The 14,804-nt window shown below is 66.2% G+C and carries 15 protein-coding genes; 11 read left to right on the forward strand and 4 right to left on the reverse strand.

Annotation, left to right across the window (positions count from 1 at the left end; all coding sequences use genetic code 11):
* Positions 1 to 56: 56 nt before the first annotated feature.
* Both GGR73_RS01500 and GGR73_RS01505 read left to right on the forward strand, forming a co-directional pair.
* Positions 57 to 1,220 (forward strand): PAS domain-containing sensor histidine kinase, encoded by a 1,164-nt coding sequence (locus tag GGR73_RS01500; RefSeq protein ID WP_046342045.1) that lies wholly within the window; start codon positions 57 to 59, stop codon positions 1,218 to 1,220.
* Positions 1,213 to 1,581 (forward strand): response regulator, encoded by a 369-nt coding sequence (locus GGR73_RS01505; protein WP_102581770.1) that lies wholly within the window; start codon positions 1,213 to 1,215, stop codon positions 1,579 to 1,581. The genes GGR73_RS01500 and GGR73_RS01505 overlap by 8 nt, the downstream gene beginning before the upstream one ends.
* 62 nt (positions 1,582 to 1,643) lie before the next feature.
* On the opposite strand, the gene GGR73_RS01510 is transcribed toward GGR73_RS01505, so the two are convergent.
* Entirely contained in the window at positions 1,644 to 2,993 is a 1,350-nt protein-coding gene (locus GGR73_RS01510) for a glycoside hydrolase family 16 protein (protein WP_104568777.1), read from the reverse strand.
* 428 nt (positions 2,994 to 3,421) lie between these two features.
* Positions 3,422 to 3,697 carry a DUF2798 domain-containing protein gene (locus GGR73_RS01515; RefSeq protein ID WP_039511453.1) on the reverse strand — a complete coding sequence of 92 codons (276 nt, stop codon included), beginning with the start codon at positions 3,695 to 3,697 and terminating at the stop codon, positions 3,422 to 3,424.
* 136 nt (positions 3,698 to 3,833) lie between these two features.
* On the opposite strand from GGR73_RS01515, the gene GGR73_RS01520 reads away from it, so the two are divergent.
* Complete coding sequence (locus GGR73_RS01520; protein ID WP_184455341.1) at positions 3,834 to 4,799, forward strand: LysR family transcriptional regulator; 966 nt, start codon at positions 3,834 to 3,836, stop codon at positions 4,797 to 4,799.
* Positions 4,800 to 4,985: 186 nt separating this feature from the next.
* Here GGR73_RS01520 and GGR73_RS01525 read toward each other — a convergent pair whose 3' ends face one another.
* Positions 4,986 to 6,569, reverse strand: coding sequence for an alpha-N-arabinofuranosidase (locus tag GGR73_RS01525; RefSeq protein ID WP_065031874.1), 1,584 nt, complete (start codon positions 6,567 to 6,569; stop codon positions 4,986 to 4,988).
* A 239-nt stretch (positions 6,570 to 6,808) separates the two neighbouring features.
* Here GGR73_RS01525 and GGR73_RS01530 point away from each other — a divergent pair, with 239 nt between their 5' ends.
* Positions 6,809 to 7,858 (forward strand): aldose epimerase family protein, encoded by a 1,050-nt coding sequence (locus tag GGR73_RS01530; RefSeq protein ID WP_104568776.1) that lies wholly within the window; start codon positions 6,809 to 6,811, stop codon positions 7,856 to 7,858.
* A 52-nt stretch (positions 7,859 to 7,910) separates the two neighbouring features.
* Here the strand turns inward: GGR73_RS01530 and GGR73_RS01535 are convergent, their stop codons facing one another.
* Entirely contained in the window at positions 7,911 to 8,702 is a 792-nt protein-coding gene (locus GGR73_RS01535) for a cytochrome C assembly family protein (RefSeq protein WP_016901491.1), read from the reverse strand.
* A 429-nt stretch (positions 8,703 to 9,131) separates the two neighbouring features.
* Between GGR73_RS01535 and ffh the strand changes: the two genes are divergently transcribed.
* The 7 genes from ffh (at position 9,132) to rplS (ending at position 14,747) form a co-directional block, all read left to right on the forward strand.
* On the forward strand, positions 9,132 to 10,508 hold the full coding sequence (gene ffh, locus GGR73_RS01540; RefSeq protein ID WP_016901489.1) for a signal recognition particle protein: 1,377 nt from the start codon (positions 9,132 to 9,134) through the stop codon (positions 10,506 to 10,508).
* A gap of 92 nt (positions 10,509 to 10,600) precedes the next feature.
* Complete coding sequence (locus GGR73_RS01545) at positions 10,601 to 11,671, forward strand: NAD(P)H-dependent flavin oxidoreductase (protein WP_104627402.1); 1,071 nt, start codon at positions 10,601 to 10,603, stop codon at positions 11,669 to 11,671.
* Positions 11,662 to 12,459: an aminotransferase class IV family protein gene (locus GGR73_RS01550; protein ID WP_184455343.1), complete on the forward strand. Its 798-nt coding sequence runs from the start codon at positions 11,662 to 11,664 to the stop codon at positions 12,457 to 12,459. Before GGR73_RS01545 ends, GGR73_RS01550 begins: the two co-directional genes overlap by 10 nt.
* Positions 12,460 to 12,556: 97 nt before the next feature.
* Positions 12,557 to 12,817: a 30S ribosomal protein S16 gene (gene rpsP, locus GGR73_RS01555; RefSeq protein WP_011036396.1), complete on the forward strand. Its 261-nt coding sequence runs from the start codon at positions 12,557 to 12,559 to the stop codon at positions 12,815 to 12,817.
* A gap of 44 nt (positions 12,818 to 12,861) precedes the next feature.
* A complete protein-coding gene (gene rimM, locus GGR73_RS01560) occupies positions 12,862 to 13,374 on the forward strand; it encodes a ribosome maturation factor RimM (protein WP_184455345.1) in 513 nt (170 codons plus the stop codon).
* Positions 13,375 to 13,435: 61 nt separating this feature from the next.
* Positions 13,436 to 14,194, forward strand: coding sequence for a tRNA (guanosine(37)-N1)-methyltransferase TrmD (trmD, locus tag GGR73_RS01565; protein WP_054590930.1), 759 nt, complete (start codon positions 13,436 to 13,438; stop codon positions 14,192 to 14,194).
* Between the two features lie 145 nt (positions 14,195 to 14,339).
* Positions 14,340 to 14,747 carry a 50S ribosomal protein L19 gene (gene rplS / locus GGR73_RS01570; protein ID WP_005989873.1) on the forward strand — a complete coding sequence of 136 codons (408 nt, stop codon included), beginning with the start codon at positions 14,340 to 14,342 and terminating at the stop codon, positions 14,745 to 14,747.
* Positions 14,748 to 14,804 lie beyond the last annotated feature (57 nt).

Consider the following 14,804-nt stretch of genomic DNA (forward strand, 5'->3'; position numbering starts at 1 on the left):
CAGCCTTCACGCACTCGTCACTATGGTCGCGCGCTTTTCCGGGGGAAAGTTGCGTGATGGATGCGGAAACGGCCGTCGACAGTGCGGGGCCGCTTTCTCACGACAGCCGGCAGTGCCAGCTGTTGGTGCAGAGCGTGTCCGATTACGCGATCTACATGCTCGATACGGGCGGCCACGTGTGCAGCTGGAATCCCGGCGGCGAGCGCATCAAGGGTTACACCACCGCCGAGATCATTGGCTCGCATTTTTCGCGCTTCTATCTGCCGGAGGATGCGCAGGGCGGCGAACCGGCCCGCAATCTGGACACCGCCAGACGCGAGGGGCGTTTTGCCACCGAAGGCTGGCGGGTGCGCAAGGACGGCAGCCGCTTCTGGGCAAGCGTGGCGATCGAGCCGGTGCTGGAATTCGGTGTGCTGGTGGGGTTTGCCAAGGTCACCTGCGACATCGACCAGCGGCACCAGGCGCAGCAGCTGTTGCAGCATGCGCAGCATGCCCTGCTGCAGTCGCAGAAGGTGGACGCGCTGGGTCGCCTGACGCTCGGCATGGCGCACGATTTCAATAACCTGCTGACCGTGATGGTGACCAGCCTGGACCTGATCGCGCTGCGTGCCGGCGACGATGCGCGTACGCGCATGCTGGTGGACGCGGCGCAGACGGCAGTCGATCGGGGCACCTTGCTGACGCGCCAACTGCTCGCCTTTGCGCGCGGGCAGCGCCTGATTCCCGAACGCCACGGCGCCAACGCGGTGGTGACGCGCTCGCTGGAGCTGCTGCGGCGTGCCTGTCCGGCCGGGATCGTGCTGTCGCTGGCGTTCGCCGAGCAGTTGCCCGATATCCGCGTGGACCCGGGCCAACTTGAGGCGGCCTTGCTAAATCTGGTGTTCAACAGCTGCGATGCCATGCCGGGCGGCGGCACCATCGTGCTGGAAACGGCGCTACAGCAGCGTGCTGCGCCATCCGATCCGCATGGCCGGCCGCGCGCTTACGTCAGCATTGCCGTACGCGATGATGGCCCCGGCATGTCGGCACACGTGGCGCAATGCGCCAGTGAGCCGTTTTTCACCACCAAGGACGTGGGCAAGGGTTCGGGCCTGGGATTGAGCCAGGTACACGGCTTTGCGTCCCAATCCGGTGGCTTCGTCGAGCTGGACACTGCGCCTGGCCGCGGCACCACCGTTACCCTGTTTCTCCCGGCCATCGAGGAGGCTGAGCATGACTGAATCCCTGCGTCTGTTGATGGTGGAAGATCAGCAGGAATTGCGCGAACTGATCGGCGAGGCGCTGCGCGACGCAGGCATCACCGTCGAAACCGCCGACGACGGCCACACCGCCTTGCGCATGCTGCGCGAGAACGGCCCCTACGATGTGGTCTTCAGCGACATCCGCATGCCCAACGGCATGTCGGGCATCGAACTGAGCGAACACGTGGCGCAGCTGCTGCCGCAGGCGCGGGTGATCCTGGCCTCGGGGTTTGCAAAGGCGCAATTGCCGCCGCTGCCGGCGCAGGTGGATTTCCTGCCCAAACCGTATCGCCTGCGTCAGCTGATCGATGTGTTGAAAGGCGTGGCAACCAACGCCTGAGCGTTGGCTGCGGGTGTCCTGCGCTGCAGGGGCCGTGACCGAGCGTCCTGCGCCTGCGCTGCTCAACGGCTCTGGTAATACACCTTGTCGATGGCGATCTCCACTGGCGCAGCCGGCGGATCGGCCACCAGCATGAACATCTGTTTGACCGCCTGCAGATCCAGGTCGTAGAACGCACTGAAGGGAATGCTCACCTCATGCCAGGCGCCATCGCGCACCAGGCCGTACTGATTGCCGCCCGCGACAAAATCCACCCAGCTGTCGCCAAAGCTGGTGTTGATGCCGATCTTGAAGGTCGATGGCGTGGTGGTTTTCAGGTGCAGCTTCAGCGCGCCGCCGGCATAGGCGGCCATGTTGCGATAGTCGGTCTGGATGCCCAGGCCATACCAGGCACCGGCGTTGGCGCGGTAGGCCATCACGTTGCTGCCTTCGAACGGCGCCTGCGCAATCGGGGTGAGGTTGTTCCACAGATACAGCTCGGCATCCTGGCCGAAGTTGAGTCGCCCGCTGGTATCGGCCTGCTCGGTGAACACCCCAAATCGCCCTGCGGGCGCTGCGTGTTGCGCACCCACATACAGTTGCGAACCGGGGTTTTGATACAGGCGGATGTAATCGATCTCCATCCTGCCCGGCAACGGCGCGGTCACCGCCGCAGGCGAGGTGATGCCGGTATAGGTGCCGCCCACGGCGAGATTGAGCAGCAGATACTGCTGCTGATGGAATTCGTGCAGCGAGGCACCTTCGATATTGGAGATCGCAAACTCGAAGTATTGCTGGCCATCGATCGACACGCGGATGAACTGCGGGTCCCAGGTCAGGCGGTACACATGGAAGTCGGCATGCAGATCCACCGGGCTGGTGTAGCTGGTGTCGTAGTCGGCCTGCTGGCCGTTGTAGTCCCAGTGCACCGCAGCGCCGATACGGCGATTGGCGGTGCCATTGGCGATCGCCGCGGCCATGCCGGCTTCCAGCAGGTCGATCTCGCCGCGACCTGGCCACACGCCGATGGTGCCCAGCATCCAGTACGCCGGCCATAGCCCGTTGCCCACCACCGGCGTCTTGATGCGCGCCTCCAGCGTGCCGTATTTGAAGTGCATGCGGCCTTCGGTCTTGAGACGCGCCGAGGTAAACGGCATGCCCTGGAACGCTTCGCGTCGCGCTTCGATCACCAGCCGGCCGTTATCGATACGCGCGTTTTCGGCGCGGCTGGTGTAGTACTGCATCTCCCCGTTACCCCAGCCGCACAGGCCGATCTGACAGCCGTTGCCGACGTCGTAGGTCCACTTGTTGCCATCGATGCCGGGGCCATTGAAGTTGTCTTCCCAGACCAGGGTTTGCGCGTGCGCACCTGGCGTCATCGCCACTGCGCATAGCAAGGCGAACTGCACAGCGACACTGCGTAGCATGTTCATTGCGTGCGTCTCCAAAAAGTGGACCGACGTCCAGGGAGAGGTGACGCTGCGCAGCGGCTACTTCAGTGTCAAAGCAATTGTGTGGCGCGTTTCAGTTCCGTGGTGTTCATTCCGGAATAATCCATCATTGGCATGACGGCGGTCGCAGACTGCATGGGGCGGATGCTGCGTGGCAGCAGCTAGATGCGGATGTTTCGTTCTGGCGCGACGGCATCTGTGGCGTCCAGGTCACTGCATTCAAGCCGGCAGATGCTTCGAGCGCCAACGCATGCACGCGTTGGCAGGCTCTGGAGTGGCTACGGCGCTGGGAACGCCATCGGAATGCCACCGTGGTGGGCAAGCCGCGTGCTGCGGCACATCGATGGCCTTGCGGATGCATCGGCACGATTGCCTGCGGCAGCGTTTCGCGCATGCCGCATACGCCAGACTCAATGCCCGGCATGCACCGTCCAGGCCACCAGCCGTATCACCAACGGTCGCACCACCAGCACGCAGCAGAACGCGGTGGGCATCGCAATGCGGTAGGCATCCAGCACGCGCCACAGGTAGCCGGGGGCAAGGCCGGTATTGGCGCCGGTGATCACCAGGCACATCAGCAAGGCCATGATCGCGGCCATATAGAACGCGAACACGAACGGGGTGGTGCGCACGCCGAGTTTCCAGCGCGGGCGCAGCAATGGGGAGGAGGGGGGAGATGACGACATGCTGTGGCCTTTGGTTGCCGCGGATCGGCGTGATGGGCAGCACTGTAGAGACGCCACCGCGGGCGGGGTAGATCGCGTAGCCTTGCGGCTTACGTAAGAAAAAATTATGAATCCTTTGGTAATACTTGCCTGACCAATGAACATTCTTCAGTCCATCCGTAGCTTTGTCAGTACTGTCGATGCCGGCAGCATTGCCGGAGGCGCCAAGTTGCTGGGGATCAGTGCGGCTGCGGTCAGCCAGAACATTGCGCGGCTGGAGCAGCACCTGGGCGTGCGTCTGCTGCACCGGACCACGCGCAGCCTGGCGCTGACCGAGCGCGGCACGCTGTACTTCGAGCAGGTGCGGCAGCTGGAGCGCGACCTGGAGCGCGCGCGCCAGTCGGTGGCCGGGCCGCAGCAGGCGCCGGCGGGGCGCTTGCGGGTGGCCAGCACCGCGGCCTTCGCGCGGCACGTGCTCGCCCCGATGCTGCCGGCCCTGCGTCAGCAGTACCCGCAGCTGGAGATCGAGCTGCTGTGCACCGACCGAGCGGTGCAGCACGCGCAGGAAAGTGTGGATGTCAGCCTGCGCATCGAAGCGCAGCTGGAAGACGGCCTGGTCGCACGCTGCATCGCCCAGGTGCCGCTGGTGGTCTGCGCGGCGCCCGAGTATCTGGCGCGTTGCGGGACGCCGCAGGGTGCGGACGACTTGAAGTATCACGATTGCCTGCTGCTGCGTTACCCGGTCGACGGGCGCTGCCTGCCGTGGAATTTCGTGCGCAATGGCGTGCGCTTCCAGCCCGAGCTGGGAAAGGCGATGGTCAGCGACGATATCGATGCGCTCGCCACAATGGCCGCGGCCGGCGGCGGCATCGCGCGCCTAGCCGCCTATGTCGTGCAGCCTTACCTGCAGCGCGGCGAGCTGCAGCCGCTGTTTGTCTCCGATCTCGGCAGCACCGCCCAGGCATTACCGGAGCCGCTGCGGATCTACCTCTGCGTCGCCGACCGCTGCGACTTCACCCCGAAGGTGCGCGCCTTCATGGAGCACGTGCTCGAACGCCTGCCGGTGCAATGGCGTACTGCCGAGCCCGCGCCGGCGCCGGCTCATGCAGCGACCGGGGTGTAGCCAGCATCTGACATCTGGAGCGCGCCTGGTCCGTGCGCTGTTCGACAGGGCGCACGCGGGCGTGGCGTGCTGATGCCTGATGCATGCCGGGTTGCTTGAGAGCGAACGACGCTGAAGACACAGTTTGCGCAGTCGTCGTTCTCGACCAACGACTAAGGCGGCAGTTGATGCTGCCGCCGCCATCGCTCACTCCAGCTTGAGCATCACCACCGAGCGTGCCGGCAGCGCGATAGTCACTGCGTTGCCTTGCATGCGTGCCCCCTTGAACGCCTTGGGTTCCACCGCATGTGGCTGGGCGAAAGTGTTGTGCGCAGTGATCGCCGGCCCGGTCAGAATCTGCCCGGTCACCCCGCGCGCCGTTAGGCCATCCACCTGCACATTGACGTTCGCGGCCGACGTCGCATCCAGATTGGTCAGAGCGATATAGACGTGTCCATCCCTGGCCTTGACCGCCGAGCCGTGCACTGCGGGCACGTGGACATCACCATGGCGATACTCGGGTGTACTTAGTTGCAACGGCAGCTGGGTGGCGTCCTGGTAGGGCTTGTACAGCGCGAACACGTGATAGGTGGGCGTCAGCACCATCTTGTCGCCGTCGGTGAGGATCATCGCCTGCAACACGTTGACCATCTGCGCGATGTTGGCCATGCGCACGCGCTCGGCATGCGCGCTGAAGATGTCGATGTTCAACGACGCCACCAGTGCATCGCGCAGCGTGTTCTGCTGATGCAGGAAGCCCGGGTTCGCATCCGGCAGCCCGGCGTACCAGGTGCCCCATTCGTCCACCACCAGTGCGACCTTCCTGCCCGGGTCGTAGCGGTCCATGATCGCGCTGTGTTTGCGGATCAGCTCGTCCATTACCAGCGTGCGCGACAGCGTGTCGATCCATGCGGCTTCGTCGAAGTCGGTGGAGGAGGCGCGCGGTGGCCAGCCACCTGGCACGGTGTAGTAGTGCAGGCTCAGGCCGTCCATCAGCGTGCCGGCCTCGCGCATCATCACCTCGGTCCAGTGGTAATCGTCGTTGTTGGGGCCGGGCGCGATCTTGAGGATCTTCTGGTTTGCCGGCGCCTTGACGAAGGTCTGGTAGCGCCGATAGACGTCGGCCGCGTATTCCACGCGCATGTTGCCGCCGCAGCCCCACAACTCGTTGCCCACGCCGAAGTAGGGCACCTGCCACGGTGCATCGCGGCCATTGGCGCGGCGTTCGTTGGCCAGGCTCGAGCGGGTCGGCGCCGTCATGTATTCGGCCCACTGCGCGATCTCGTCCGGCGCCGCATTGCCCACATTGCCTGCGATATAGGCCTGGGTGCCGAGCAACTCGGTGAACTCCATGAACTCGTGCGTGCCGAAGCGGTTGGACTCTTCCACGCCACCCCAGTGCGTGTTGACGCTGACCGGGCGCTTGGCCGGCGCACCGACGCCATCGCGCCAGTGGTACTCGTCGGCAAAACAGCCGCCGGGCCAGCGGATGTTGGGCACTGCAATCGCCTTCAACGCTGCCAGCACATCGTTGCGATAGCCGCGCGTATTGGCAATCGCCGAGTCCTCGCCGACCCACACCCCGCCGTAGATGCCGGTGCCCAGATGCTCGGCGAACTGGCCGAACAGCTGCCGCGACACCTGCGCACCGGGCTGGTCCACGCGCAGCGTGCCGGTCACCTTGACCTCGGCCGCGGGGGCGGCGAGCGCGCTGGCGAGCAAGGCCGCGCCAACGACAGCCTGCAACAGCCGTCCCGGTGAGATTCGCAAAGCGAGGGAAATCCACTGCATCGGCTTGGCGCTCCTGTGCTGATCGATCGAGGTGGTCACACGCCGCTGCGGGGCGGGCGCGTCGCTAGCCTAGTGCCTGCAATGGCAGGTTGTTGCTGCATCGCAATCAATCAGCCAGGGCTGGCGCAGGTCTCGCCGACACGATCATCGCATCGCACGCCAGGATGTGCGCCGGGGCATGGTCGGCGACCGCGCTCCCCCGCTATGCTCGCCAGCTTCCAGTATCGGCAGGACGATCCATGCAGCGAGTGTTCGGGCAGTTGCCAGACGGTGTCGAAGTCCACGCGCTCACGCTGCGCAGCACTGCCGGGCTGGAGGCGGAGGTGCTCACCTATGGCGGCATCCTGCATGCGCTGCGGCTGACCACCGAGCGCGGGGTGGTGCCGCTGCTGCTGGCATTGCCGGATCTGCCGGCCTACGCCGCCGATGGCGACAGCCTCAACATCCTGGTCGGCCGCTTCGGCAACCGCATCGCCGGCGCGCGCTACACGCTGGATGGGGTCACCCACACGCTGGCCGCCAATGAGGGGCGCAACCAGTTGCACGGCGGCCTGCGCGGCTTCGGGCGGCGTGTGTGGAGCGTGCTGGAGCAGGCGCCGGACCAGGTGCTGCTCGGTTACGACTCGCCCGATGGCGAAGAAGGCTATCCCGGCAATCTGCAGGTGCGGGCGCGGCTGCAATTGCACGGACGCAGCCTGCAGCTGGACTTCGAGGCGCAATGCGATGCCGCCACCGCGTTGAACCTCACCCATCACCCGTACTTCAACCTATCCGGCGACCCGCATCGGCGCGCCGCGCTGCAGGTGCTGCGGGTGCCGGCCGATCGCTATCTGCCGGTGGATGCCGAATCGATCCCGACCGGCGAAATCGCCTCGGTCGCCGGTACGCCGTTCGATTTCCGCCATGCTGCGGCGTTGGCCGACAAAAGCGATCCGTCGCATCCGCAGGTGGTGCTCGGCAAGGGCTACGACCAATGCCTGGTGCTGGCCGCCGGAGCCGATTGCGTTGCCGAGCTGTACTCGCCGCACAGTGGCGTGGCGCTGCGCATCAGCAGCGATGCGCCGGCGGTGCAACTCTACGAAGGCCAGCATCTGGACGACCACCATCCCGGACTCGGCCGCGGCGTCTGCCTGGAGCCGCAGGACTACCCGGACGCGCCCAACCACCCCAATTTTCCGTCGACGATCCTGCGGCCCGGGCAGGTCTACCGCCGCCGCATCGCCTATCACTTCGCCAGCCCGGGGCCGGATCAGCCGTGGGCGGCGGTGAGCGCTGCGCTGGACGCCTGAGCGCGAGCGGTGTGGCGAAGGCGGGGCCTGGACGGGCCTGGAGCCAACGCGATCAGCGCGGCCCCAGCACCAGTTCGATCACGAACTTGCTGCCGAAGAACGACAACACCAGCAGTGCCATCGCGGTCAGCGTCCAGTGCACCGCCTTGGTGCCGCGCCAGCCATTGCGCCAGCGCCCGATCAGCAGCGCACCGAACACGATCCACGACAGGATGCTGAGTACGGTCTTGTGCAGCAGCCGCTGCGCCAGGAAGTCCTGCACGAACAGCAGGCCGGTCAGCAGGGTCAGGCTCAACAGCACGAAGCCGACGGTGATCGTGCGGAACAGCAGCGTCTCCAGCTCGGTCAGCGGCGGCAGCGCGCGCAGCCAGGTGTGGAAGTCGCGCCGGCGCAGGGCGCGCTCCTGCAGCCACAGCATGATCGCCAGCAACGCGGCGATGCCCAACGTGGCGTAGGCCAGCAGCGCCATCCACGCGTGCAGTTCCAGCCGCCAGCCCAGGTCCGAGCTCGGTTCGTGGCCGTAAGCGTGATAGCAGGCCAGCAGGATTGCCGACAGCGGGAACACCACCACGCCCACCGCCGCCATGCGCCCGCGCGCGCCGAATACCGCCGTCAGCGCGGCCATGCCCAGGCCGCACAGCGATAGCGCCGCGAAGAAATGCATGTCCGGCCCGCCGGCGGTGCGCAGCGCCACCAGTACGTGGTACCCGGCGTGCAGAGCCACGGCCGCCAGTGCCGGGATCAGCCAGCGTGCAGGCGCCTGGTTGCCATCGCGCAGCACCGAGCGGGTGAGCAGTGCCGTGGCCAGCAGATACAAGGCGAACGCGATGAGAACGATTGTCATCGTGGAAGTTTCGCATATTGGGGGCTGGGATTCGGGATTCGGGATTCGGGATTCGGGATTCGGGATTCGGGATTCGGGAATCGGGAATCGGGAATCGGGAATCGGGAATCGGGAATCGGGAATCGGGAATCGGGAATCGGGAATCGGGAATCGGGAATCGGGAATCGGGAGAGCAGTTGCGAGCTGCGGGGCTGGAGGTGGGCTGGCGTGCTGGGGGCGGAGCGCGAGCGGGCAGGGGCTACCTGCTGGCACCGCAGTTGCCGTTCCTGTCCTGGCGCTGCTGCGCTGGCTGGCCGTGCGCATTGCTGCGCGTTGGTGAGGCTGCTTGCGGGTCGGCTTCGCCGGTCGGGCGCTGGCGGCCGCCGGGGCTGCCGGCTGGCCGGTGCCGCTATAATCGACGCCCGTTTCCCCTTACGCGGTCCCTTGCGCATGTTCGAGTCCCTTACCCAACGTCTCTCCGGCACCATGGAGCGCCTGCGCGGCCGCGGCCGCCTGACCGAGGAGAACATCCGCGAAGCCACCCGTGAAGTGCGCATCGCGCTGCTTGAGGCCGACGTGGCGCTGCCGGTGGTGCAGGCGCTGATCGAGCGCATCAAGGTGCGCGCGGTCGGTCAGGAAGTGCTCAAGTCGCTGACCCCGGGCCAGGCGCTGATCAAGATCGTTCGCGACGAGCTGACCGCCGTGATGGGCGCGGCCGCCACCGACCTCAACCTCAACGTGCCGGCGCCGGCGATCATCCTGATGGCCGGCCTGCAGGGCGCGGGCAAGACCACTACCGTGGGCAAGCTCGCCAAGCACCTCAAAGAAAAGCGCAAGAAAAAGGTCATGGTGGTCTCGGCCGACGTCTATCGCCCGGCCGCGATCGAGCAGCTCAAGACGCTGGCCGAACAGGTCGGCGTGCTGTTCTTCCCGTCCGACGCCTCGCAGAAGCCGGTCGACATCGTGCGCGCCGCCATCAGCGACGCCCGCAAGTCGTTCGCCGACGTGCTGCTGGTCGATACCGCCGGCCGCCTGGCAATCGATGCGGCGATGATGGAGGAGATCAAGGCGCTGCACGCTGCGGTCAACCCGACCGAAACCCTGTTCGTAGTCGATGCGATGACCGGCCAGGACGCGGCCAACACCGCCAAGGCCTTCGGTGAGGCGCTGCCGCTGACCGGCGTGGTGCTGACCAAGACCGACGGCGACGCCCGTGGCGGCGCCGCGCTGAGCGTGCGCTACATCACCGGCAAGCCGATCAAGTTCGTCGGTACCGGCGAAAAGACCGACGGCCTGGACGTGTTCCATCCCGACCGCGTCGCCAGCCGCATCCTGGACATGGGCGATGTGCTGTCGCTGGTGGAACAGGTCGAGCACAGCGTCGACCAGGAAAAGGCCGCCAAGCTTGCCGCCAAGGTCGCCAAGGGCAAGAAGTTCGACCTCAACGACATGAAGGAACAGCTTGAGCAGATGCAGAACATGGGCGGCATCCATGGGCTGATGGACAAGCTGCCGGGCATGGGCCAGATCCCGGACAACGTCAAGCAGCAGGTCACCGGCAAGGAAGTGCCGCGCATGATCGCGATCATCAATTCGATGACCAAGAAGGAGCGCCGCAACCCGGCGCTGCTCAACGGCTCGCGCCGCGCCCGCATCGCCCGCGGCTCCGGCATGCAGCCGGCCGACGTCAACAAGCTGATGAAGCAGTATCAGCAGATGGAAAAGATGATGGGCAAGCTGGCCGGCGGCGGCATGAAGGGCCTGATGCGCAACATGAAAGGCATGATGGGCGCCATGGGCGGCCGCGGCGGCATGCCGTTCCGTTGAGTTTCAATCGGCGACGCGCGCGGTAAGTCCTTCGACAGGCACGCGTGGCGTTGAACTCGCGCATGACGCGTCATCACTTCAGGCCGCGCACGATGGGTTCGTTTTCGCAGATCGACGCCTTCCAGCAGCGTTTTGGTTTAGGCCTTCCCATCCTGCTCAGCCCCATGGCCGGTGCCTGCCCGGTGCCGTTGTCGGCGGCGGTTGCCGAGGCCGGCGGCATGGGCGCGATGGGTGCGGTGTTGTCGCAACCGCAGGACATCGTGGCGTGGATGGCGGCGTTTCGCGGCGCGAGCGCCGGGCCCGCCCAGGTCAATCTGTGGATTCCTGATCCGGCCCCTGTGCGCGACGCCGCGGCAGAGGCGCGCGTGCGTGCGTTTGTGTCGCAGTGGGGGCCGCCGGTTCCCGAGGATGCGGGCGACGCAACACCGGCCGACTTCGATGCCCAGTTCGACGCCTTGCTCGCCGCACGACCCGCCGTCGCCTCATCGATCATGGGTGTGTTTCGGCCCGATCAGGTTGCGCGGCTGAAAAGCGCCGGCATCGCCTGGTTTGCCTGCGCCACCACGCTGGACGAAGCGCGTGCGGCCCAGGCGGCAGGTGCCGATGCGGTGGTTGCGCAGGGCGCCGAGGCCGGTGGGCATCGCGGTGCATTCGATGCCGGTCGCGCCGAGCGGCAGATGACCGGGTTGTTCGCCTTGTTGCCACGATTGGTCGATCACCTGGATCTTCCGGTGATCGCCGCAGGCGGCATCGCCGATGCGCGCGGCATTGCCGCGGCGCTGACGCTGGGCGCGAGCGCCGTGCAGATCGGTACCGGCCTGCTGCGCACGCCCGAGGCGGCGCTGCCCAGTGCCTGGGCGGACGCCCTGGCCCGGGCCGAACCGGAACAGACCCAGCCGACCCGTGCATTTTCCGGCCGGCTGGGGCGTGCGCTCGCCACGCCCTATGTGCGTGCTGCAATTGCCGCCGAGGCGCCGGTGCCGGCGCCGTATCCGGTGCAGCGCGCGCTGACCGCACCGATGCGTCAGGCCGCCGCGCGCGACAACCGTCTGGACGCCATGCAGGCCTGGGCTGGCCAATCGGCCTGGATGGCACCTGCCCAGCCTGCCGCGCAATTGCTAACCCAGTGGTGGGCTGAAGCACAGGCGCTGTTGTGCCGCTGATCTTCTGCAACGGCGCAGTGGCGACAGCGCAGCAGTTGGGCGCGGCCGCATTGATCAATTACGGCCACTTCACCACCCTGCAGGTGCGCGGCGGAGCGGTACGCGGGCTGGACCTGCATCTGCAGCGGCTGCAATACGACGGCGCTGCGCTGTTCGGTGCATCGATCGATGAGGCATCCCTGCGCGCCCAGTTGCGCGCTGCGTTGTCGGCTGCGAACTGCGAAGACGCCAGCGTGCGCATCACCGTGTTTGCGCAGGATTTCGACCTGCGCGATCCATTGCGCCAGCTTGCGCTCGATGTGCTGATCTCCATCGCGCCCGCAGCCCGGATGCCAGCTACCGCGTTGCGCGTGCAGCCGGTCCGTCATGTGCGCGAGCAACCCCGGCACAAGCATGTCGGCACCTTCGCGCTGCTGCATCTGCGTCGCCAGGCCATGGCGGCCGGTTACGACGACGCATTGCTGATCGACGCGCAGGCGCATCTGCTGGAGGGCGCCTTCTGGAATCTGGGCGTGTGGCAGCAGGGCAGGGTGGTGTGGCCGCAAGGGCCGGCGCTGCCCGGCACCCAGCAGCGTCTGCTGCAGGCCGGACTGCAGACGCTCGGTATCCAGCAGGAGTTTCGCCCGGTCATGCTGAGCGAGCTTGGCGGCTTCGATGGCGCCTTCAGCTGCAACGCGCGCGGCCAGCAGGCGATCGTGCAAGCCGGCGCGGCGTCGTGGCCGGCGCAGGCCGCGCAGCTGCCATTGCTGGAGCAGGCCCTGCAGACCCAGGCCTGGCAGGGGATCTGAGCGATTCCGGGGTGACTTGGCTTCGCCGCCGGAGCCCGCTATAATCGCCGGCTTACCGCGCCACTCTGGCGACTGGGCAAATCAGGAAAACGACACCATGGTCAAGATTCGACTGACCCGCGGCGGCGCCAAGAAGCGTCCGTTCTACCACATCATCGTGACCGACGTGCGCAGCGCGCGCGACGGCCGCAACATCGAGCGTCTGGGTTACTACAACCCGGTTGCGCAGGGCGCAGAACCGCGCGTCGTGCTGGACGTCGCACGCGTCGACCATTGGGTCGGCCAGGGCGCTCAGCTGACCGACAAGGTGCGCAACCTGTATCGCGAAGCATCCAAGTCCCAGGCCGCTGCGGCCTGATCCTGGAGGGCCAGGCGCCAGCGCCTGGCCCAGAGTCGACGCAGATGAAACCGACCGAGCGCCGCATCCTGTTAGGCAGGATTGTCGGCGCTTTTGGTGTCAAGGGCGAGCTCAAGCTCGAATCCTGGACCGAGCCGCGCAGTGCGATCTTCCGGTATCAGCCGTGGGTCGTGCGGACGCCCTCGGGGCAGGAATCGGTCGTGAGCGGCGTACGTGGGCGCGATCAGGGCAAGAATCTGATTGCGGTGTTCCCCGACATCACCGACCGCGACACCGTCGAGGCCATGCACGGAACCGAGATTTACGTCGCGCGCAGCGTGCTGCCGCCACCCAAGCCCGATGAATATTACTGGGTGGATCTGGAAGAGCTGCAGGTGGAAACCGTCGAAGGCGCCAAGCTCGGCACGGTGTCGCACCTGTTTTCCACCGGCTCCAACGACGTGATGGTGGTGCGCGGCGATCGCGAGCGGCTGGTGCCGTTCGTGCTGCCGGATTTCGTCAAGTCGGTCGACTTCGAAGCCAACCTGATCGTGGTGGACTGGGATCCGGATTTCTGACCGGAATGGCGCATCGCGCCGCTCCGCTATTGCTTTCCCCATTCCCACTTCCGATTCCCCAGTGCGCATCGACGTCATCAGCCTGTTCCCCGAGTTCATCGCGCAATGCGCGGCGTTCGGTGTGGTCGGGCGGGCGCAGGAGCGTGGCTTGCTGGAATTGCAGGGCTGGAATCCACGCGAGCATGCGCAGGGCAATTACCGCCGGGTGGACGATCGTCCGTTCGGCGGCGGGCCCGGCATGGTGATGTTGATCGAGCCGTTGCGGGCCTGTCTGGACGCGGTGCAAGCGGCAGACGCGCGTCCGGCGCCGGTGATCTATCTCAGCCCGCAGGGGCGGCCGCTCACCCAGCCGCTCGCTCGCGAGCTGGCGCAGTTGCCACGCATGGTGTTGCTGTGCGGGCGCTACGAAGGCGTGGACGAGCGCTTTCTGGCGCAGGCGGTGGATATGGAAATCTCCATCGGCGACTACGTGTTGTCCGGTGGCGAGTTGGGCGCGGCGGTGCTGGTGGATGTGGTGACGCGGTTGCAGGAGGGGGTGTTGAACGACGCCGAATCCGCAGCCCAGGACAGTTTCGAAGGCCCGCAAGGCCTGCTCGACTGCCCGCATTACAGCCATCCAGCGACCCATGACTGGGGCGATGTGCCGGAAGTCTTGCGCTCGGGCAATCACGCTGCAATTGCGCGCTGGCGTCGGCAGCAGTCGCTGGGCCGGACCTGGTTGCGTCGCCCGGACTTGCTCGATGAAGCCGGGTTGGACAAGAACGATCGCCGTCTGCTGGACGAGTTTCGCCGCGAACTCGCCCCGGGCGACGAGAAATAAGGGCTCCACCCCTAGCTCTTGCATTATCGATTGGGGTACAATATGCGGCTTGCTGGCCAGCCTTGCGTCTGGCCCTCCTACGAACCTCGAGCAATCGCCGTGCGGCGACTGCCGGTCCAATATCACCAGACACGCGGTGCCCATCATGAGCAAACTCAACAAGACCATCCTGGCTGACTTCGAAGCCGCCCAGATTCAGCGCAAGCTTCCCGAGTTCAACCAGGGCGACACCGTCGTGGTGAACGTCAAGGTGAAGGAAGGCAACCGCGAGCGCGTGCAGGCCTATGAGGGCGTCGTGATCGGTACCAAGAACGCCGGCCTGAACTCCGCGTTCACCGTGCGCAAGATCTCGCACGGCTTCGGCGTCGAGCGCGTGTTCCAGACCCACAGCGCCATCATCGACTCGGTCGAAGTGAAGCGTCGCGGTAAGGTGCGCGCCGGCAAGCTGTACTACCTGCGTGGTCTGGAAGGCAAGGCTGCCCGCATCAAGGAAGATCTGGCCGCCGCTGCACAGGCCAAGGCCGCTCGCCAGGCTGCTGCCAAGGCTGAGTAAGTTACTGGCAGGCTTGTCCTGCTGTTGCCAGACGGCCGCCTTCGGGCGGCCGTTTGC

Source organism: Xanthomonas sp. F14 (genome assembly GCF_014199865.1).